At 66.0% G+C, this 20,032-nt stretch carries 22 protein-coding genes; 13 read left to right on the top strand and 9 right to left on the bottom strand.

What is annotated here, in order from left to right; all coding sequences use genetic code 11:
• The first annotated feature begins 178 nt into the window (after positions 1-178).
• Both K3M67_RS00635 and K3M67_RS00630 read left to right on the top strand, forming a co-directional pair.
• Positions 179-2,227, top strand: a complete 2,049-nt coding sequence (locus K3M67_RS00635) for a carbon starvation CstA family protein (protein WP_285832000.1) — start codon at positions 179-181, stop codon at positions 2,225-2,227.
• A complete protein-coding gene (locus K3M67_RS00630) occupies positions 2,224-2,421 on the top strand; it encodes a YbdD/YjiX family protein (RefSeq protein WP_066864198.1) in 198 nt (65 codons plus the stop codon). Before K3M67_RS00635 ends, K3M67_RS00630 begins: the two co-directional genes overlap by 4 nt.
• 229 nt (positions 2,422-2,650) lie before the next feature.
• Here the strand turns inward: K3M67_RS00630 and K3M67_RS00625 are convergent, their stop codons facing one another.
• Both K3M67_RS00625 and K3M67_RS00620 read right to left on the bottom strand, forming a co-directional pair.
• The gene (locus tag K3M67_RS00625; RefSeq protein WP_066865233.1) at positions 2,651-3,568 is read right to left on the bottom strand and encodes an XdhC family protein; all 918 of its coding nucleotides are present in this window, start codon (positions 3,566-3,568) and stop codon (positions 2,651-2,653) included.
• 74 nt (positions 3,569-3,642) lie between these two features.
• Positions 3,643-4,311 carry a S24 family peptidase gene (locus tag K3M67_RS00620; RefSeq protein WP_066864200.1) on the bottom strand — a complete coding sequence of 223 codons (669 nt, stop codon included), beginning with the start codon at positions 4,309-4,311 and terminating at the stop codon, positions 3,643-3,645.
• Positions 4,312-4,427: 116 nt separating this feature from the next.
• On the opposite strand from K3M67_RS00620, the gene K3M67_RS00615 reads away from it, so the two are divergent.
• Together K3M67_RS00615 and K3M67_RS00610 are read left to right on the top strand one after the other, a co-directional pair.
• Positions 4,428-4,616, top strand: coding sequence for a hypothetical protein (locus K3M67_RS00615; protein WP_285831999.1), 189 nt, complete (start codon positions 4,428-4,430; stop codon positions 4,614-4,616).
• The gene (locus K3M67_RS00610) at positions 4,613-4,984 is read left to right on the top strand and encodes a hypothetical protein (protein ID WP_285831998.1); all 372 of its coding nucleotides are present in this window, start codon (positions 4,613-4,615) and stop codon (positions 4,982-4,984) included. Before K3M67_RS00615 ends, K3M67_RS00610 begins: the two co-directional genes overlap by 4 nt.
• A 7-nt stretch (positions 4,985-4,991) precedes the next feature.
• On the opposite strand, the gene K3M67_RS00605 is transcribed toward K3M67_RS00610, so the two are convergent.
• Both K3M67_RS00605 and K3M67_RS00600 read right to left on the bottom strand, forming a co-directional pair.
• Entirely contained in the window at positions 4,992-5,975 is a 984-nt protein-coding gene (locus K3M67_RS00605; RefSeq protein WP_285831997.1) for a hypothetical protein, read from the bottom strand.
• A gap of 57 nt (positions 5,976-6,032) precedes the next feature.
• Positions 6,033-7,259 (bottom strand): TIGR04063 family PEP-CTERM/XrtA system glycosyltransferase, encoded by a 1,227-nt coding sequence (locus tag K3M67_RS00600; protein WP_285831996.1) that lies wholly within the window; start codon positions 7,257-7,259, stop codon positions 6,033-6,035.
• 91 nt (positions 7,260-7,350) lie between these two features.
• On the opposite strand from K3M67_RS00600, the gene K3M67_RS00595 reads away from it, so the two are divergent.
• From K3M67_RS00595 to K3M67_RS00560, 8 genes are all read left to right on the top strand, one after another.
• The gene (locus tag K3M67_RS00595) at positions 7,351-7,473 is read left to right on the top strand and encodes a hypothetical protein (protein ID WP_269747279.1); all 123 of its coding nucleotides are present in this window, start codon (positions 7,351-7,353) and stop codon (positions 7,471-7,473) included.
• On the top strand, positions 7,466-8,830 hold the full coding sequence (locus K3M67_RS00590; protein WP_285831995.1) for a putative O-glycosylation ligase, exosortase A system-associated: 1,365 nt from the start codon (positions 7,466-7,468) through the stop codon (positions 8,828-8,830). The genes K3M67_RS00595 and K3M67_RS00590 overlap by 8 nt, the downstream gene beginning before the upstream one ends.
• The gene (locus K3M67_RS00585) at positions 8,827-9,537 is read left to right on the top strand and encodes a hypothetical protein (RefSeq protein ID WP_285831994.1); all 711 of its coding nucleotides are present in this window, start codon (positions 8,827-8,829) and stop codon (positions 9,535-9,537) included. The genes K3M67_RS00590 and K3M67_RS00585 overlap by 4 nt, the downstream gene beginning before the upstream one ends.
• 57 nt (positions 9,538-9,594) lie before the next feature.
• Entirely contained in the window at positions 9,595-10,602 is a 1,008-nt protein-coding gene (locus tag K3M67_RS00580; RefSeq protein WP_285831993.1) for a DNA topoisomerase IB, read from the top strand.
• 25 nt (positions 10,603-10,627) lie between these two features.
• Positions 10,628-11,788: a mechanosensitive ion channel family protein gene (locus tag K3M67_RS00575; RefSeq protein WP_066864218.1), complete on the top strand. Its 1,161-nt coding sequence runs from the start codon at positions 10,628-10,630 to the stop codon at positions 11,786-11,788.
• Positions 11,789-11,863: 75 nt separating this feature from the next.
• Complete coding sequence (locus K3M67_RS00570; RefSeq protein WP_066864221.1) at positions 11,864-12,256, top strand: hypothetical protein; 393 nt, start codon at positions 11,864-11,866, stop codon at positions 12,254-12,256.
• A gap of 195 nt (positions 12,257-12,451) precedes the next feature.
• Positions 12,452-13,744, top strand: a complete 1,293-nt coding sequence (locus K3M67_RS00565; RefSeq protein ID WP_285831992.1) for a class I SAM-dependent methyltransferase — start codon at positions 12,452-12,454, stop codon at positions 13,742-13,744.
• A 203-nt stretch (positions 13,745-13,947) separates the two neighbouring features.
• Complete coding sequence (locus K3M67_RS00560; RefSeq protein WP_285831991.1) at positions 13,948-15,735, top strand: ABC transporter transmembrane domain-containing protein; 1,788 nt, start codon at positions 13,948-13,950, stop codon at positions 15,733-15,735.
• A gap of 31 nt (positions 15,736-15,766) precedes the next feature.
• Here K3M67_RS00560 and K3M67_RS00555 read toward each other — a convergent pair whose 3' ends face one another.
• The 5 genes from K3M67_RS00555 to K3M67_RS00535 all read right to left on the bottom strand — a co-directional run bounded on the left by K3M67_RS00555 (position 15,767) and on the right by K3M67_RS00535 (position 18,835).
• On the bottom strand, positions 15,767-16,096 hold the full coding sequence (locus tag K3M67_RS00555) for a PilZ domain-containing protein (protein ID WP_066864230.1): 330 nt from the start codon (positions 16,094-16,096) through the stop codon (positions 15,767-15,769).
• A 185-nt stretch (positions 16,097-16,281) separates the two neighbouring features.
• Positions 16,282-16,704, bottom strand: coding sequence for an ExbD/TolR family protein (locus K3M67_RS00550; RefSeq protein ID WP_066864233.1), 423 nt, complete (start codon positions 16,702-16,704; stop codon positions 16,282-16,284).
• Between the two features lie 24 nt (positions 16,705-16,728).
• Entirely contained in the window at positions 16,729-17,217 is a 489-nt protein-coding gene (locus tag K3M67_RS00545) for an ExbD/TolR family protein (protein ID WP_066864236.1), read from the bottom strand.
• 127 nt (positions 17,218-17,344) lie between these two features.
• Entirely contained in the window at positions 17,345-18,100 is a 756-nt protein-coding gene (locus K3M67_RS00540; RefSeq protein WP_198163016.1) for a MotA/TolQ/ExbB proton channel family protein, read from the bottom strand.
• Between the two features lie 72 nt (positions 18,101-18,172).
• Positions 18,173-18,835: an energy transducer TonB gene (locus tag K3M67_RS00535; RefSeq protein WP_066864241.1), complete on the bottom strand. Its 663-nt coding sequence runs from the start codon at positions 18,833-18,835 to the stop codon at positions 18,173-18,175.
• 249 nt (positions 18,836-19,084) lie between these two features.
• On the opposite strand from K3M67_RS00535, the gene K3M67_RS00530 reads away from it, so the two are divergent.
• Positions 19,085-19,963 (top strand): hypothetical protein, encoded by an 879-nt coding sequence (locus K3M67_RS00530; RefSeq protein WP_443019622.1) that lies wholly within the window; start codon positions 19,085-19,087, stop codon positions 19,961-19,963.
• Positions 19,964-20,032: the final 69 nt, after the last annotated feature.

Raw genomic sequence — 20,032 nt, 5'->3', positions numbered from 1 at the left:
TCCGGATGCTTCCCGGCCCTTCCGCCCTCGCCTCCCGACCGCGCACATGGACAGTGGGCGGAGGATGGAAGAGCCGCGACGCAATGATCTGCCCCACCGCCGCGGGAATGATGGTTTGATTTCGGAACCTTGGGTTCTAGGGTGCGCCATCGCCGCTGATCGAGGACCGACGCCAACCATGACCCGCCATCTTCCCTGGCTCCTGACAGCCATCATCGGCGCAATCGCGCTCTGGGTCGTCGCGGTGTCGCGCGGCGAGGCCGTCAATGCGCTCTGGATCGTGGTGGCGGCGGTCAGCTGCTTCCTGGTCGCCTATCGCTATTATGCCCTGTTCATCGCGCGCCATGTGATGCGGCTCGATCCGTCGCGGCCCCCCCCCGCGATCCGCCGCGCCGACGGCCTCGACTATGTTGCGACCGACCGCACCGTGCTGTTCGGCCATCATTTCGCGGCGATCGCCGGCGCGGGGCCGCTTGTCGGCCCGGTGCTGGCGGCGCAGATGGGCTATCTGCCCGGCACGCTGTGGATCATCGTCGGCGTGGTGCTGGCGGGCGCGGTGCAGGACTTCATGGTCCTCTTCATCTCCATGCGTCGCGACGGCAAGTCGCTGGGCGAACTGATCCGCATGGAAATGGGGCAGCTTGCAGGCACCATCGCCCTGTTCGGCGCCTTCATGATCATGGTCATCATCCTCGCCGTGCTGGCGCTGATCGTGGTCAAGGCGCTTGCCGAAAGCCCATGGGGCATGTTCACGGTCGCCGCCACCGTGCCGCTCGCCATGCTGATGGGCGCCTATACCCGCTGGATCAGGCCCGGCCGCATCGGCGAAGTGTCGATCCTGGGCCTGATCGGCCTGCTCGCCGCCATCGTCTATGGCCAGGCTATTGCCGCCTCGCCCGTCTGGGGTCCGGCTTTCACCTTCACGCCCGTCCAGCTCTGCTGGATATTGATCGGCTATGGCGCGGTCGCCTCCGTCCTGCCGGTCTGGCTGCTTCTGGCGCCGCGCGACTATCTGTCGACCTTCCTCAAGATCGGCGCGATCGCAGCGCTGGCCGTCGGCATCGTCATCATGGCCCCGCCTCTGAAGATGCCGGCGCTGACCCAGTTCGTCGGCGGCGACGGCCCGGTCTGGGCCGGCGGCCTCTTCCCCTTCCTGTTCATCACCATCGCCTGTGGCGCGGTGTCGGGCTTCCACGCTCTGATTTCCAGCGGCACCACGCCCAAGCTGATCGCCAGCGAGACCCATGCGCCGATGATCGGCTATGGCGCGATGCTGATGGAGGCGTTCGTGGCGATCATGGCGCTGGTGGGCGCGTCGATCCTAGACCCCGGCATCTATTTCACGATGAACAGCCCCGCCGCGCTGATCGGGACGGACGCCGCCAGCGCGTCCGCCGCCGTCACCGCAATGGGCTTCCCGATCACGCCTGACCTCATCGCCCAGACGGCGAAGGATGTGGGCGAACAGAGTATCATCAGCCGTGCGGGCGGCGCGCCGACGCTGGCGGTGGCGATGGCGGAGATATTCTCCCATGTCGTCGGCGGCCCGGCCATGAAGGCCTTCTGGTATCATTTCGCGATATTGTTCGAGGCCTTGTTCATCCTGACCGCCGTGGACGCCGGCACCCGCGCCGGGCGTTTCATGCTCCAGGACCTGATCGCGCTCGCCGTCCCCGCGTTCAAGGACACGAAAAGCCACGTCCCCGGCATCATCGCCACGGGCCTGTGCGTTTCGGCCTGGGGCTTCTTCCTCAACCAGGGCGTCACCGATCCGCTGGGCGGGGTGAACACGCTCTGGCCGGTGTTCGGCATTTCCAACCAGATGCTCGCCGCCATCGCGCTGATGCTGGGGACCGCCGTGCTCTTCCGCATGAAACGGGACAAGTTCGCCTGGGTCACCATGTTGCCGACCGCCTGGCTGCTGATCTGCACCCTGTCCGCGGGCTGGCTCAAGCTCTTCTCGGCCGATCCCAAGGTCGGATTCCTGGCCCATGCCGCCAAGTTCAGCGCTGCGGCTCAGTCCGGCGAACTGCTCAGCCCGGCAAAGTCGATGGCGGAGATGGAGCGCATCATCTTCAACGACAGGGTCGATGCGGCGCTGGTCGCGCTATTCCTGGCGGTGGTGCTCTCGATCCTCCTCTTCACGATCCGGACCTGCCTGGCCGCGCGCCGGATCGCTGCTCCCACCGCGCGCGAAATCCCGGCGCAACTGGTGCCGGCGGAATGACGCGCCTGCTCCACAGATTTTTCCGGACATGGACGCACACCGCGCGGCTGATGGTCGGGCTGCCCGACTATGACGCCTATCGGCGCCACATGGCCGATCTACATCCCGAACAACCCGTCATGGACCGCACCCAATTTTTTCGCGACCGGCAGGAAGCACGTTATGGCGGCAAAAATGGCGGGCGATGCTGCTAGAAAGCATTGTTAATCAATAGGATAATGACATTTTCTGGCAAAGCGCGCCGCAATGTTTCGCAATATTACAAATGTAAAATCCCATCTTGCGACAGGAAATTTCACAAATACGTCATCCGAGCTATTGATCCTGCCAGTCGCTTTGCTAACGCCCCTCCGTCCTTTGTGCCCGACAGCGTAAGGGATATGTCCCCTGCCCATCCCTTGCGGCAGGGGACATTCTTGCATTTCAGCGCTTCACGTTGAACCCTGCGACCATGCCCGCGGTGATCGACAGCGCAATCTCCGCCGCACCGACCGCGCCGATATCCAGCCCAGCCGGCCCGTCAATCCGTGCCAGATCCTCCGCTGAAAACCCCATGGCGCCCAGCCGCTCCAGCCTCGCGGCATGGCTGCGTCGGGACCCGAGCGCCGCGACATAGCCTGTCGGCGCGCGCAGCGCCGCGACAAGCGCCGGATCATCGATCTTGATGTCATGACTCAGCGTGACGATGGCGGTCGATTCGCCTGGCAGGCGCGCGGCGACCGCCTCGTCGGGCCAGCGGTCGTCCAGTTCGACGCCAGGAAACCGCTCCTCCGTCAGGAAGCGGCCGCGCGGATCGATCACCACCGGCGTCACGCCGATCGCCTGCGCCAGCGGCACCAGCGACTGCGCGATCTGCACCGCGCCCACGATCAGCAGACGACGCGGCGGATCATAGCGGTTGACGAATCGGCCCTCCTCCATTCCCTCGCGGGTCACGCCGCTTTCGAGATCGGTGGCGAGCGCCAACGCCCGCCCCCGCGCGTTTTCGGTCCTGATGCGGTCGAACAGATCGGCGGCGAAGCCGCCTTCCCCGACTGGCTGGATCAGCACCGCAATCTCGCCGCCGCACGGCAACCCGACCTCCCAGGCATCGCCGTCAGCCACGCCGTAAATCTGCATATGGGCCGGCCGGCCGGCGATCACTTCGGCCGCACGCTGCAATACGTCCGTTTCGACGCAACCGCCTGAAATACTGCCTTCCAGCCGGCCATCCTGATGAACCAGCATATGGCTGCCCCTGGGACGCGGCGCCGATCCCCAGGTGGAAATGACGGTCGCCAGCGCCATCGGCGCGCCGCGCCATTCGATCGCCTTGCGAATCACCGCGCCATTGTCGGTCAATGCGAACACTCCTGCACCGGTCATCCTGTTACAGCGGTCAACGCCCGCTTGACGGCAATGAAGCCGCGGCGCGTTCAGTGCAAGCGTCGCCCGGTCCAGACCACGCGCCCGACAATATCGACCAGGGCCGGGTCGATATCGGCCCAGTCGGGATAATGCGGATTGTCGCTGACGACGCTGAAGCGCCCCCGCAGCGGCCCGATAGCGATGCGCTTGACCATCAACACGCCGTCGAGACGCAGCACATAGACGCCGTCGCGCAGCCGTTCCGCGGCGTCATCATGATCGACCATGATGTCATCGCCGTCGCTCAGCGTGGGCGCCATCGATTCGCCATCGACCCGGATGATCGACACATGCTGCGGCCGCACGCCAAGATGGCGAAGCCAGCGCGCATCGAACGCCATCACGCCCGCAGCCCGTTCATCCTCGTCCAATGTGCCCACGCCCGCCGATGCCCCCAGCGCCAGCCGGGGCACGGCGACCACGGAGGGAAGCGCGCGCACGCGCGGTGGCGGCGGCGCCTCCACCGCTGCGGCGCCCAGCATCGCTTCGGCCACGCCGAAATAGCGCGCCAGCACCCGCCGATCATTCTCGTCCAGCTTGCGCGGTGTGCCGCGCTTGATGAACTGCTGGATATAGGCCGGGTTGCGGCCGATCAGCCGCGAGAGATCGGCATAATTTTCCCCCCGTTCGGCGATCAGCCGATCAAGCGCGATCCGGGCGTCCTGCGAGTCATCCATATCCGATCCATTATCGATAAGATTTTTCCTAGACAAGTAGGAAATTGAGCATGAGATAGGAATATGCCTATCGACTCATATCCGTCGAGTCGCATCGAACAGGGAGACCAGAGCGAATGCTTCTGCTGATGACGATCGAGAAATTCCTGCACCGGCACGACATGCCACCCACCCGATTCGGCCGCGAATGCGCGCGCGATCCGCGGCTTGTCTTCGACCTGCGCAACGGCCGCGAACCTGGCACACGGGTACGGAGGAGGATAGAACATTTCATGAACACTTATCGCAGGAGCATCGGCCAATGACAAGCGTCGATCCGCTTTTCGCCCGCGCCAACCTTGTCCGTTCTCAAGCAATAGGAAATCGCACGGCCGATCCCCTGCCCCGCCTCCTGGCGCAGCTGCTGGCGCGGGCAGGCGCGCCGGCCGTCATCGAACGCGCCACCAGCCGGCCCTGGGCCAGCGCCTTGTTCGAGGGGCGCCGCCATGTCGTCAGGCTGACGTTGGGCGGGGACGATGCGGCCGCACGCGGCGCCCTGTTCGCCCAGGGATTGGCGGAAGCCGAGTGGACACTGCCCCATCATTTCGTCGCCGACATCGTCATCGACGATCAGGGGGAGCATGTGGACAGCGTCTGGATCGAGATGTCGGCACTGACGATTCGCGACTGGTAGATGCGCGTCAGCGCTGGCGGGCCACCGCCATGCTGCGCAGCGCGCCGAGTGCCGCGCGAAGCGCCTCGTCCGCGTCGGGTGCGACCGAATCGCGCACCGGCACGGGCGGGACGACGGGCATGTCGGCAAGCACCTGGGCCGCGCCGGTTGGCAGGCCGCGACGACGCAGGGCCAGGCCGCGCTCCAGCCGCTCGGTAAGCTGGGCTATGGACAGCCCATGAGTCGGCAGGGGCAGAGGTGCGAGCGATGCCGTCGCCGCCATTTGGACCGGCGCTGCCATCATGTCCCGGTCGATCGCTTCTGCATCGCCGGACATCGCATCGGCCCATTGCTCATCGGATGCAGGGATGACCGACGCAGTTTCATCATCCCCGACCGGCTTTGGTGCTTCCTTCGCCGTTTCCACGAGCGAGGCGGCCGGGCGCAGGAAGGCGGGCTGGGGCATGGCATCCTCCGCCAGCGGCTCAGGCGCGCGCGGCATGGTGAAGCCGGGGACGGATCTTACCGATTCGGGTTCGGATTCAGGATGAGCGACCAGGGGACGCCGCCCCGCGCCCTGTCGCGCGAAAATTTCGACCCCTTCGAAATCCCGGCTCGCGAAGATGGGCGGGCGCGACGGCGCATCCGGGTGCGCGTCGGCCCGACGCAGCGAGGGCGCATCGGACCGGGCTTCCGGCATGGCGCGGCCTCGCGCAAGAGCGGTCAGCTTTGAAAAGGCGAAACCCATTTTGCTTGCTCCCTGGATGCGCGACCCGCGCTCCTCATCGTCCAATCCGCCATCCGCTTCTTGCGGATCGCGCCGAGTAATACCCACTATTCCTGCCGCCAGCAGCGCGGCGAAGCCGGCCATCGACAACCGGGCCGTCAGTCCCAGCGGCGGCGCGGCGGCGGCCAGAACCTCGCTCAGGCCACTCGACGCCACGACCGTTTCGAGCAACCCGACCGGCGTCGCCAACAGGGCGATCGCGGCGCCTACGGCGGCCAGCACCACCCTTGTCGCTCCGCGTCCGATTCCCGGGCCAGTCAACGCATCGACCTTCATTCCTGTTCACGCCGCCGCCCGCGCCCGACCGGGGCAGGCCAGCAGGCGCTGGTAAACAGGCTCGTAACGCAAAATGTTTGACGACCAGTTACGCTCGCGTTCGACGAAGGCGCGCGCCACGGCGCGACGCTCCTCCCAGATGGCCGGGTTCGCCAGCAGGTCCGCCAGGGCGGCGGCGATGGCGGACGGGTCATTGGGCGCGAACAGGGTGCCGGTGACGCCATCCTCGATCAGTTCGCGGTGCCCGCCGACGCTCGACGCCGCCACCAGCCGGCCCTGCGCCATCGCCTCCAGCGGCTTGAGCGGCGTCACCAGTTCCGTAAGCCGCATCGCCTTGCGGGGATAGGCCAGCACATCGACCTGGGAATAATAATTTTCGACCTGGTCATGCGGCACCCGCCCGACGAACCGGATATGATCGGCGAAGGGAGATGCCAGCGCCTGATCGCGCAGCGCCTGCTCCATCGGACCACCGCCGACCAGCAACAGCTTCGCCCTGGGCCGCACCCGCACGAGTCGCGGCATGGCGGCGATGAGGTCGTCCAGCCCTTCATAATCGTAAAAGCTGCCGATGAAGCCGACCACCTCGGCTCCCTCCAGCCCCAGCTTCGCGGTCAGCGCAGGATCGCGCGGCACCGGGGCGCCGAACTGCTCCATGTCGACCCCGTTCGGCGACACGATGATCTTGGCCGGATCGATGCCGCGCGCAATCAGATCGCCGCGCAGCCCTTCACAGATCACGGCGACGGCATCGGCGGATCGCACACTGTGGGTTTCCAGCTGGCGGGTCAGCCAGTAACGCGGACTGCCCTCGACGCCCGTGCCGTTGCCGACCGACGCATCCTCCCAGAAGGCGCGAATTTCATAGATCATGGGAATGTCGTGGCGCTTCGCCACGCGATGCGCGGCGATGGCGTTGAGCACCGGCGAATGGGCATGAATGACATCGGGCCGCCACGCGCGCACCAGCGCGTCGATCGAATCGGCGTGCGCGGCAATGTCGCGCCATTCGCGCAGCAGCGGATTGCCCGTCGCCGGTTCCCCGGGCGTGCGGTGGAAGGCCAGGCCGTCGACCAGTTCTTCCTGCGGGCCGCCCGCCTTGTGGCGGCGTCCGGTGATGCCGCGCACCTCCCACCCCTTGGCGATCTGCGCGCGCAGGATCGCCCTGGTGCGGAAAGTGTAGCCGCTGTGCATCGGCAGGCTGTGGTCCAGCACATGGAGAATGCGAGTCATAGCCCGCCCTGTGTGCCGCAAAAGGTTTAACGGCCCGTCAACTCTGTCGCGCTACCAGTCGCCGCAGAGGCACTGGAAATCCAAACGAGCGATGATCGACACCCTGTCCCTGCTGATCAGCCATGGCGTGATCCTGCTCGCCGCCTGGCGCCTGTTGCCGCGCGCCGATCTGGACCGCGACGTCGAGCCGCAGGAGCCGCACCGCGATGCGTGATCTCTTCTTCGTCGCCTTTCTCGGCCTCTTCTTCCTCATGGGCTTCCGCAGGCCGTTCCTGCTGGTGGCGGTCTATGCCTATATCGACATCGTCTCGCCCCAGCGCCTCTCCTACTTCCTGCTCAATTCCATCCCCATTTCCTTCATCGCCTTCGCCGCGATGGTGGGCGCATGGCTGCTGGTCGACGACAAAAAGGATTGCCGCTTTTCCGCACGCCAGGGGCTGATGCTGATGCTGCTCGCCTGGTGCGGCTACACTACGATGACGGCGGATTTTCCGGTCGAGGCGCTGACCAAATGGAACTGGGTGTGGAAGGCGATCATCGCCGGCGTCTTCCTGCCGCTGGTTCTGCGCACCCGTCTGCGAATCGAGGCACTTGCCCTGTTCATGATCCTGTGCGCCAGCACGATCATCATAAACGGCGGCATGAAGACCGCGCTGTCGGGCGGCGGCTATGGCGTGCTCAACCTGATGGTCGACAATAATAGCGGCCTGTATGAAGGCAGCATCATCAGCTGCGTCGCCATCGCGCTGATACCGCTGATCCTCTGGGTGGCGAACCATGGCACCATCTTCCCGTCGGACTGGAAGACGAGCGGCTTCTGCTACGCGCTCTGCCTTGCCTGCCTGTTAATGCCGGTCGGCACGGAGGCACGCACGGGGCTCGTCTGCATCGTGATCCTGGCAGGGCTGATGCTGATGCGATCGAAACGGAAATTCGTCTACGGGCCGCTCATGCTGCTGGCGGCGCTCGTCTCCATTCCGTTCCTGCCCGCCAGCTTCACCCAGCGGATGCAGACGATCGAGAATCACCAGGGCGACGAGAGCGCCTCCACCCGCGTCGCGGTGTGGATGTGGACGCTCGACTATGTGAAGCAGCATCCGGGCGGCGGCGGCTTCGACAATTATCTCCAGAACAGCTTCACCTATGTCGCCCAGAGCACCGTCACGGACGGCGGTGGCACACGGATCGAGCGGAGAATCGTCACTGATCGCGGCCGCGCCTATCATAGCGCCTATTTCGAGCTGCTCGGCGAGCAGGGCTATGTCGGCTTCGCCCTCTGGGCGCTGCTGCACCTCATCTGCTTCGTCCGCACCGAATCGATCCGCCGGCTGTACCGCAAGCGCGACGGACCGGACGAAGCCTGGATCGCGCCCTTCGCCGTGGCGCTGCAACAAGGACATATCATCTACATGATCGGATCGCTGTTCGTGGGCATCGCCTATCAGCCTTTCATCTTCATGATGCTGGCCCTGCAAATCGGGCTGGACACCTATCTCACGCGCAGGCGCAAGGCGGCGGCGCGGCAAAGTCTGGGGGCGTCGCTCGCCATGCAGAGGGGACTACCGGCATGAACGGAGAATTGCGCGCGCTGGGCCTGGTCCATGGCCTGCTGCTGGGCCTGCTGCTCGCCTCGCCCATGGTGGCGCCGGACCTGCTGCCCTGGGCCGTCGAAGCCCTGTTCATCCTGGGCGGCTTTCAGCTGCGCCTGGCCGATCGCCGCTGGGATCTGCGCGGCGGGCCGCTGGGCTGGATCAGCCATATCCGCATGGCGCCCCGGCGCCTGCTCCCCTGGGCAGCCGCGGCGGTCGTGGCGTTGATTGCGGGCAGGATGGACGACGCCCAGGCGATCCTGAGCGCGGCGCTGCTCTGCGAACTGCTTGTTTACCCGGTCTGCGCGCATCTGCTCGGCCGGTTGGGCCGTCCGGTGATAGGCGGACTGCTGGTCCTGTTGATTCTGGGCATCGGCGCGGCGGCGAGCGAGCCGATGCGCTACATCGTCGCCTTCGTCATCGGCATGAGCAGCTGCCTGTTCTGGCTGCGCGGTCCGGACGGCGACGGACGGGCGCTGGCGCTGGCCGCTGCGGGCGTGGGCGCGGCCATCGTCGCGCCGCTGCTGTTGCCTGCCACCCTGCCCTTCGCCTTCCTCGCGGGTACGGTCTGCGCGACGCTGGCGCTGGCACATCTGTCGGTTCTGCGCCAGCGCCCGGTACCGTGGCGCCCCGACGGCCAGCCTGTCGCCAAGCGGGGATTGTGGCCGATCCAGGCGCGGCTGCCCTGATCGCGCTGCTTCGGAACGAAGCGACAATCTGCGGGTTTGCGCCATGAGAAGGACATTATGGCGCAAACCTCCATCGTCCATGCGGACGACAGCATTCCCGGCATCACGCGCCGCGCGCTCAGGCGGGGCTGGGCCTATCATGATGCGCAGGGCAGACGCATCACCGACCGGGACGAGATCGACCGGCTTAACGCCGTCGCGCTGCCCCCCGCCTATCGCGACTGCTGGTTCTGCCCTTCGCCCTGGGGCCATATCCAGGCGACCGGCTATGATGACCGGGGTCGCAAGCAATATCGCTATCACCCGGACTTCCGCGCCGCGCGGGAGGCGGAGAAATATGCCGGCTGTCCCGATTTCGGCCGCGCCCTGCCCAGGCTGCGCGCGCGGCTGGAGGTGGATCTGTCGCGGCGCGGCCTGCGCAAGGACAGGACCATCGCCGCCGTCGTGCGCTTGCTCGACCTCGCCAAGCTGCGCGTCGGCAACGAACATTATGCCACCACCAACAAGAGCTTCGGCGCCACCACGCTGCGCCGCCGCCATCTCGACATACAGGGCCGGTCGCTGACTTTGTGCTACCGCGCCAAGTCGGGCAAGCAGCATCGACTGACCGTCACCGACAGCCGCCTGCTGCGCTTCGTGCGCCAGGTGCAGGATCTGCCCGGCCAGCATCTGTTCCAATATCTGGACGAGGATGGGGAAGCCCGGCCGATCTGCTCCAGCGACGTCAATGCCTATATCGCGGACGCCATGGGCGCGCCCTTCACCGCCAAGCATTTCCGCACCTGGGGCGCATCGACCATCGCTTTCGAAACGCTCGCCGCCGGTCCTGTCTCGTTGAAGGCGATGATCGCCCCGGTTGCGGAGGCGCTGGGCAACACGCCGGCCATCAGCCGCAAAAGCTACATTCACCCCGCGCTGATCGCGCTGTGCAGGGACGGACAGGATGAATGGCGCGCAGGACTTCGCTTGCCGCGCAGGACGCGCTATCTGTCCCGCGAGGAACGCGGCCTGATCGCCTTCCTCGATTCCATCGCGGAATGCGCGCCGCTTGCAGCGGCCGCCTGACCCGCCCTTCACCAGACGGAACAGCATGGCCGACAAGAAAGACCCCGCCCTGCCCGACATCAGTGTCGATGCGCCCAATCTGCGCGAGATGTGGGACTCCACCATCGGCTGGTTCCAGCTTCACTATGGACAGATACTGATCGCGATCGGCGCAGGCATTCTGATCTATCTCGCGCTGACCGCGCTCAAGGAGGTGGGGAAACGCTACACCGGCCATCGCGGCGACCCGCTGGGCTACGCCAATGTGCTGGGTCGCGCCGCCGCGCGCACCACCCATTATTTCATGATCATGGTCTCCGCGCGACTGGTCGTGGGCTATGCCGACGCGCCGCCCGCGCTCTACCGCACGGTCGCCTTCCTCTTCACCATCACCGCCGTCCTGCAAGCCGCCATCTGGGCGCGGGAGATCATCCTCGGCCTGATCGAGCGCAAGACGCTGGCCGAGGATGGCCAGGGCGAGACGCTGGCCAATGCGATGGGCCTGATCCGCGTCCTCGTCACCTTCGCGCTGTTCGCGATCGCGGCGATCGTGGTGCTCGACAATCTGGGCGTCAACGTCACCGGCCTGGTGGCGGGCCTGGGCATCGGCGGCATCGCCATTGGCCTTGCCGCGCAGGGCATCTTCTCCGACCTGTTCGCCGCGCTCTCGATCATCTTCGACAAACCGTTCCGCCGGGGCGAGATCATCACCTATGACCAGACGACCGCGCGGGTCGAGAAGATCGGCCTCAAAAGCACCCGCCTGCGCGCCATGAGCGGCGAGAAGAAGGTCATTTCCAACGCCAACCTGCTCCAGAAGGAAATCACCAGCCTCCAGACGCTGGTCCAGCGGCGCGTCACCTATGCCATCGGCATCATCTACCAGACGGCCGAGGACAAGGCGGAGGCGATCCCGGACATGCTGAAGGATATCGTCGAAGCGGAGGGCATGATCTTCGTCAATGCCGGCATCATCCAGTTCGGCGCCAGCTCGCTCGACTATCAGCTCAATTTCGACGTGCCCGATCCCGACCATCACGACTATTTCCAGATGCGCCACCGCATCGGCCTCGCCATCTGGAAACGCTTCAATGCGGAGGGCATCGAGTTCGCCTATCCGACCCAGACCAGCTTCACCGCCGCGCCGGACGGCAAGGCGATCATGCCCTATCCCGAAGGCCAGTCGGTCAGGCGGGTGGGAAGCTGAACATTCCGCCGCATCCGCGACTCACCTCGCCCCTTGGGCCTTGCCGCGGGCAGGCCGTCGTCCTAGCGCCATGAAATGATCGTCCTTCGCACTGCCCTGATCGCCACGGCGCTGGCCGCCCTGCCCGCCACCGCCCAGGCGGAAGGGCTGGGCGCAGAGCTCAACTATGGCCGTGCCGACGGTCATTGGGGCACGGAGATAGGCGCAGGCTATGCGCTCGACGTAGCGGGCTTCAGCCTCACGCCCGGCGGCGGCGTCTATCTGCGCGATGGCGCCACCCGGCTCTATGGCCGGGTCGAGGCCGCCTACACCATTCCGCTGTCGGTCACGATCGGCGCAGGTGTGCGCTTCAGCGGCGACAACACCCGCCCTTATGCGACCCTGGCCATGCCGCTCATCCCCAAGCTGCGCGCCAAGGCCAATGTCGGCCCGAAATATTATGCGCTGGGGCTGACGCTCGGATATTGAGCGATGGATTTCCGGGGGCCGCCCGGTCCCATGGCATGACCAATCGGGACGGCTCGAACCGTCATACAGCGGTCGCGGAAATTATACGGGCTGTCCGCGTTCCCAACGTCACCCATTGACGCTGTCCCCGATCGTCATATGGCTGACACAGGTCGGCCGGCATAAGTCCGCCTTTCCAGAAGGAACATCTGCTCCGTGACATCCCGCGAACTGACCGGCTTTCTTCCCCTGAGCGAGACGCAACCCGGCGAGGACGACCTGCCGCGCCGCCTGTCCGACATGGCCTGGCGCATCGGCTTCGGCGCGATCGGCTGGCCCTGGCTGCTGGCCAGCCTGTCGGGCGGGCGCAAGGCGGACAAGCGCGCGCTGCTGGACGAGCTGGGCCTCGCCCATGACGCCCTGCCGCATCTGGGCAGCTGGAAGGCGGACGTCGGCTTCCTGCGCCACATCGTGCGCGAAATCACCCGGCTCCGCCCTGCTCATGTCGTGGAACTGGGTGCCGGCGCCTCCTCCCTGGTCGCGGCGCGCGCCCTGCAACTGCATGGCGGCGGACGGCTGCACAGTTTCGACCAGCATGGCGGTTTCGTCGATGCCACCCGCCAGTGGCTGGCCGACAACGGCCTGGGCGTGGACATTCGCCACGCGCCGCTGACCCGCGAAAGCGCGGACTGGCCGGGCCGCTGGTATGCGATCGACAACCTGCCAGACCAGATTGACCTGCTCATCATCGACGGCCCGCCCTGGAGCGTGCATCCGCTGGTGCGCGGCGCCGCCGACAGCCTGTTCGCGCGCCTGTCCCCCGATGGCGTGGTGCTGCTGGACGATGCCGCCCGCCCTGGCGAGCGGCTGGTGGCCCGACGCTGGCGGCAGCGCTGGCCGCATATCGACTTCCGCCTGATGAAGGACGGCACCAAGGGCACGTTGGTCGGCCGCCGTCGCGACGTCACCTTGCCGGTCGCGAACGACAACGACGCCGGCCGCACCTGGCGCCACCTTGGCCGCGCCGCCGGCATCGCAGCGCTGATCGCGACGGGCTGGATCGCACGCGGAGCACTGGGCGAATTTCCCCAGCCGGCGCAGGCCAGCAGCTTCCTCGACGAGGCGGCAGCTTCCCGCCGCGCCGCCCTGCTGCGCCAGGCGATGGCGTCCCAAGTGGAGAGCGCAACATTGAACCCTCAGGAGATCGAGCGATCGACCGGCATTATCCTGCCCGCCCTTCCGGTCGGCTGGCGCGTCGCCGATGTCCAGCTCTTCCCCACCGCCGACAGCCCGGCGATCGCCATGTCGCTGGAAAGCCCGCGCGGCGAGCATCTCTCCTTCTTCGCCGACCGTGCGGAAACCCCTGCGGACGCCAAGCCGATGCTGGCGGAGCGCGCCGGGGACGTCATCGCCTATTGGGAGGCGGGCGACATGGCCTATGCCCTCACCGGACAGGCCACCCCTCGCCGCATCATGGAACTGGCGGCAACCATAGCGCCTGCGAGCTGATCGGCCTTTAAGGCGGCGGAGCGGACTGCCAACGGTTCGCTTGTCCTGTTTTGCGCGCTGCCGGCAGTTCCAAGTCGATCGCCTGTCGCAATTTCCGAGCCGTCAGCTGTTCCAGCTGACTTCAAAATGCCGGTCATTTGCCTGTCGCATTTTGCTAGTCGTCAGCTGTTCCAGCTGACTTCAAAATGCTCTAAGCGCCGCCCATGGAGGATGCCGCACCCATTTCGCCGCCCGCGCCCAAACGCCCCGCTCTCGGCAGCCTGGCGATGCTCTGGCGCTTCGTCCGGCGCTATCCCGGGCGGATCGCGGGCGCCTTGGCAGCGCTGATCGTCTCGTCCGCCGCGACCCTCGCCATCCCCAACGGGTTCAGGCTGGTCATCGACAAAGGCTTCATGGGCGGCGGCGACATCAGCCGCTGGTTCGAATATCTGCTGCTGATCGTGGTCGTGCTCGCGCTGGCGAGCGCGCTGCGCTTCTACTTCGTCTCCTGGCTGGGCGAGCGCGTCGTCGCCGACATCCGCAGCGCCACCCAGGCGAATCTGTTGCGTCAGGCGCCCCGATTCTTCGAGGAAAACCGCCCCTCCGAAATCGCGTCGCGCATGACCGCAGACACCGCCATCGTCGAGCAGGTCGTTGGCTCGACGGTGTCGGTCGCGCTGCGGAACATGGTGACGGGCATTGGCGGCCTTGCCTATCTGTTTGCCCTGGCGCCCAAGCTGGCGGGGCTGCTGCTGCTCGGCATCCCGGTCATCCTGCTCGTCCTCGTCAGCCTGGGCCGGCGGGTGCGCCTGTTGTCGCGTGCCAGCCAGGACCGGCTCGCCGATATCGGCAGCCTGACCACCGAAGTGCTGGGCGCGATGCGGATCGTCCAGGCGTTTGGACAGGAGGCGCGGGAGGCCGCCCGCTTCGACGCGACGGTCGAGCATGGCTTTGTCACCGCGCGGCGTCGCATCCTGTTGCGCGCCGCCATGACAGCGATCGCCTTCGCGCTGGTGTTCGGGTCGATTACCGGCGTCATGTGGCTGGGTGCGATCGACGTCGCGGCGGGCCGCCTGTCGGGCGGCAGCATCGCCGCCTTCGTGCTGACCGGAGGGCTGGTGGCGGGCGCCTTCGGCTCACTGTCCGAAAGCTGGGGCGACCTGCTGCGCGGCGCCGGCGCGGCGAGCCGGCTTGACGAGCTGATGCGGGCCAAACCGGACATCCTGCCCCCGCCCGCGCCGACGTCCGTGCCCGTCATTGCCCAAGGTGGACGAATCAGTTTCGAGGATGTGCATTTCCATTATCCCACCCGCCCGGACCAGGCCGCGCTGAATGGCGTCACGCTCGACATCGCACCGGGGGAAACCGTCGCGGTGGTCGGCCCGTCAGGGGCCGGCAAGTCCACGCTGATCCAGCTTGCGCTGCGTTTCTACGATCCCGACGGCGGAGCGATCCGCTTGAACGGCGTGCCGCTGCCTGACGCCGATCCGGCCATGGTCCGCGCCATGATGGCGATGGTGCCGCAGGACAGCGTCATCTTCGCCGCGTCCGCGCGCGACAATCTGCGCTATGGCCGCTGGGATGCCGGCGACGCCGAAATATGGGACGCTGCCCGCGCCGCCAATGCCGAAAGCTTCCTGCGCGCCCTGCCGCAGGGGCTGGACACATTTCTGGGCGAGGGCGGCGCGCGCCTGTCGGGGGGGCAGCGCCAGCGTATCTCGATCGCCCGCGCTCTGCTCCGCGATGCCCCTATCCTTCTGCTCGACGAAGCGACCTCCGCGCTGGATGCCGAATCCGAGCGGCTGGTGCAGGATGCGCTCGCGCGCCTGATGCAGGGGCGCACGACGATCGTCATCGCCCATCGGCTCGCGACTGTGCGCGCGGCCGATCGCATCATCGTTCTCGATCATGGCCGGATCGTGGAGCAGGGCGACCATGCAGCCTTGGTCGGTGAAGGCGGCCTCTATGCACGCCTCGCGAGCCTGCAATTTCAGGACGGACCGGTCGCCTGACTGGCCGATCGTCTGACGGGGGATCGGCGTGTCAGCCGGCCGCTTCGGCCTGTCCCAGCCGGACGATATGGTCGAGGATGGCGGGGTGAAGGGGGCGTTCGAACGTGCATCCCGCCTCATGCCCGCGAGTCCACAATATGCGCGCGCGACGGCCTTCGAACCCCGGCAGCATGACCCACAGATCGCTGCCGACCGACAATTTCATGAAGCTCTGAAGACGGAATCCGCTCAGCGAAAGGTCGGCGATGCGGCTGGTGAACCAGGTCTCACCGGGACGGCGGACCTTGACGCCGATCTGCACATGCCGGCGATCAGCTCCACGCCGTTTGCGATCCTGTTCAAGATGCGGTTCTGCGCCCATGGTCCGTCCTTGCCCGCATGATCGCGGATCAGGGTAAGGAAAATGTTAAGGGACGCCCTGCTGCGCGGAAAAAATAAGGGGCCGCCGAAGCGACCCCTGAAGATGCAGGCAGATATGAGCCCTGATTCCTGCCGCCCCGCGTGAGGGGGAAGTCCTGACAGCGCGGACCGGCTGGCTTTCAGCGCTTAGAAGCTGCCATATTGTTCGTTGCCGACGAAACCCAGCTTGGTCACGCCCGCACGCTTGATCTCCGCCAGCACCTCGTCGACGACGACGTAACGGGTTGCTGCGGCCGGCTGGAACTGGAGTTCCGGCTCAACCGGCAGGCGCAGCGACTGCTGCAGATACTGACGCAGGGTCAGCAGGTCGATCGGCGATCCGTTCCAGGTGATGACGCCACCGGCGTCGATCGCGACCTTGTTCTTGACCGGGTCGATCACGCTGTCCGTAGGCGGCGCGTTCTGCGGCAGGTCGATCTTCACCGCATGGGTCTGGATCGGGATGGTGATGATGAACATGATGAGCAGAACGAGCATGACGTCGATGAGCGGCGTCGTGTTCATTTCCACCATCGGCTCGCCATCTTCGGAGCCGGCACTCATTGCCATGGCGAATTCTCCTTCTTCGGCCGATCAGAGGCGGGTGGTGCCCGAACCGGGTTCCGGTTCGGAGATGAAGCCCACCTTCGGGAAACCGGCGCGCTGCATCGTGTAGATGGTGCCGCCGATGCACCGATAGGGGGTATTGATGTCGCCGCGGATATGCACTTCAGGCAGATCCTCCGGCGTCATGTTTTCAACGCCGCCAGCCTTCTTGATGTCCGCTTCGAGCTTCGCGACCGCACGGTCGAGCAGCTCGTTCGAATTGACCGGAGCCATGCCCCAGAAAACCGCGCAGCTGCCATCCGCAGCCGTGGTGACCGAGAGGGACACATTTTCCGGCTTCGTCGTGGTCGGCTCGAACGCCACCTTGGGAAGCTGCAGATCGACCGTCTGGACGACGACCGGGACCGCGATGAGAAAGATGATGAGCAACACCAGCATGACGTCGACGAGCGGCGTCGTGTTGATGTCGGACATCGGCTTGTCGTCACCGCCGTCGGAGCCAACACTCATTGCCATTGATACTATCCTAACCTTGGTGTCGATGGCGCCCCGTCAATGCGGGCATCGCGAGGGCCATGGTCGGCGGGGGAACCGGGCGGTCGCAGCCGCCACCCGATTCCCTGCGCCGGCGTCTTGAGACCGATCAGGCCTTGGTCGGTGCGGCGGCCGGCTTGGCGGCCGGAGCAGCCGGAGCGGCAGTGACGGCCGGCTTCACGGCGCCGTCCGAAACCAGATAGGCCAGCAGGTCGACGGTGAAGCCGTTCAGCTGTTCGGCGATCGACTTGTTGCGGCGCTGCAGGAAGTTGTAGGCGAGCACCGCGGGAACGGCCACGGCCAGACCCAGGGCGGTCATGATCAGAGCTTCACCGACCGGGCCGGCAACGGCGTCGATCGAGGCCTGACCAGCGGCGCCGATCTTGATGAGGGCGCGGTAGATGCCGATAACGGTACCGAACAGACCGATGAACGGCGAGGTCGAACCGACGGTCGCGAGGAAGGCCAGGCCACCGCCCAGCGACGAGTTGATCGCGGCTTCCGAGCGAGCCAGCGAGCCGTGCAGCCAGTCATGCGCTTCGACCGGATCCTTCAGCTTGCCATGCTCTTCCTGAGCCTTGATGCCGTCGTCGACGATCTGCTTGTAGGCCGAGTTCTTTTCCAGCTTGGCCGAGGCTTCCTTGAGCGAGGCCGAACGCCAGAAGGTCGCGCGGACCTTCTTGCCCTGGTTGATCACCTTCTGCTGTTCGATCAGCTTGGTGAACAGAATGTAGAAAGTGCCGACCGACATGCCGCACAGGATGATGAAGACGGTCCAGGCGATGGTGCCGCCCTGCTCGAGGGCTTCCATCAGACCATAGGGGTTTTCCGGCTTCGGAGCCGCAGCTGCGAGATACATCAACATGTTCAAGACTTCCCTCTCAATGAGATCAAGCTTGGGACGGGCGGCGCCGGGCGCGCACCCTCCCGATTTCGATTATTCCGGCAGACGCCAGGTGATGCGCCCGTTGTAGGTGTCGGGCATTTCCGCGCCATCGGAACCCTTGGCCGGCTTGAACCGCGCACGGCGCGGCAGCAGGCGGCAGGTCGCTTCGTCAAGGTCGGCATGGCCGGTCGACGAAGTGATGGTGCAGTTGGTCACCCGGCCATCGGCGCCGATTTCCAGACGGAAACCTGCGGTACCCGAACGTTCTTCACGCTGGGCGCGGCTCGGATAGTCCGCATCGCTGAGCCAGCTGCCTGGCGAGCTGCGCGGCGAAGCCCGCGTGGCAGCCTGAGGCGGCGGTGGCGGTGCGGCCGGCGGCGGCGGCGGTGCGGCGACCGGGACCGGATTGAACACCGGCGGGGGCGTCCGAACCGTCTGGATCGGCGGCGCCGGAGCCGGGGTCTGAACGATCGGCGGAGGTGCGACGACCGGCGGCGGTTCGACCGGCTGGTCTGGCGGCGGCGGCGGCGGCTCCTCGTCCGGTGGCGGCGGTTCCTCCTTCACGTCGATCACGTTCAGCTGTTCCGCCGCCTTTTTGACATATTTCATGCCAAGACCGGTGACGAAGGCATAGCCGAGAACAGCGTGAATCAGGGCGACGATGACGATCGATATCGTGCGACTCGATCCTTGCGAGTGGTCAGCATAGGCCATTCGGCAACGACACTCCTTAACTCATCTTACCAGTGGTTTATACAAATCAGCCAAAAACGACCCAAGCTGCCCGGGAGCTATCCCGGCCACCTTTGGCCCCTGTCCGTCCAATTGCTACCGAGCGAACTCCTATCGCGGCGCACCGTGGCACGCAAACGCTTTATCGATATCCTCATTTGCGTGTACCAATTCCTATCAGAAAGACTTGCCTGTGATATCCTTGCCACGGGCCAAAACCATAGGACGAAGCTGTTGAAGAAATCCGCCATCCTCTCGCGCACGCTGGGCATCGCCTGCCTCATTTCCGCCGCATATCCTACGGTTTTCCCCGCCTTTGCTCAAATTGGACCGATGGTACCGCAAACATCCGCTACGCGTCCGGGCCTGTCCTATGCGGATATTGTGGACCTGGCGGACAAAGCGCCGCTAGTGGCCAATGTGCGTATTCGCAACATCATCATCCTCAAGCCGGAACAGGCCGGAACGGTGCCGCAGGGGCATCGGCGGCTCTATCTGGAGGCCGATGTCACCGGCCTGATTCGCGGCGAAGGGGGAATCAGCCCCACCGTGGCCTATCTGTACGACGCGCCGCTGGACGCCCGGGGCAAGTTGCCCAAGCTGAAGAAGGCCCAGGTCATTCTCTTCGCCCGCCCGGGCGGGCGACCCGGCGAAATCCAACTGATCGCGCCCGATGCACAGATCCCGGCGACCCCCGGCGAGGTCGAGCGGGTGAAACAGATTCTGTCGGCGCTGGTGGCGCCGGACGCCCCGCCCAGGATTCTCGGGCTGGGTGACGCCTTTCATGTCGCGGGCACGATCGCGGGCGAAGGGGAGACGCAGATATTCCTGCGCACCGAAAACGGCACGCCCGTCTCGCTGTCCATCCTGCGTCGCCCTGGCCAGGGGCCGCGTTGGGCGGTCGCCCTGGGCGAGATCGTGGACGAGGCAGCCCGCCCGCCCGAACCGGGTAGCCTGCTCTGGTACCGGCTGGCGTGCAGCCTGCCCCCCGCCCTGCCGCCGCGCGCGGTGCGTACGCTCTCGATCACCGATGCGGAAGCGGCACAGACCGACTACAGGCTGGTGCTCGATGCGCTCGGTTCCTGCGGCCGAACGCGCACTGCGGCCTGAATCGCGCTTTTCCTTGGACAGGGGCGCAGAGGCGGCTATCAGCGCCGCTTTCGGAACGTCGGAAAGGAA

This window comes from Sphingobium sp. V4, assembly GCF_029590555.1.
Taxonomy (GTDB): Bacteria; Pseudomonadota; Alphaproteobacteria; order Sphingomonadales; family Sphingomonadaceae; genus Sphingobium.
Note: the sequence above shows the minus strand (reverse complement) of the source record. Positions and strands in the feature narration are given on the sequence as shown.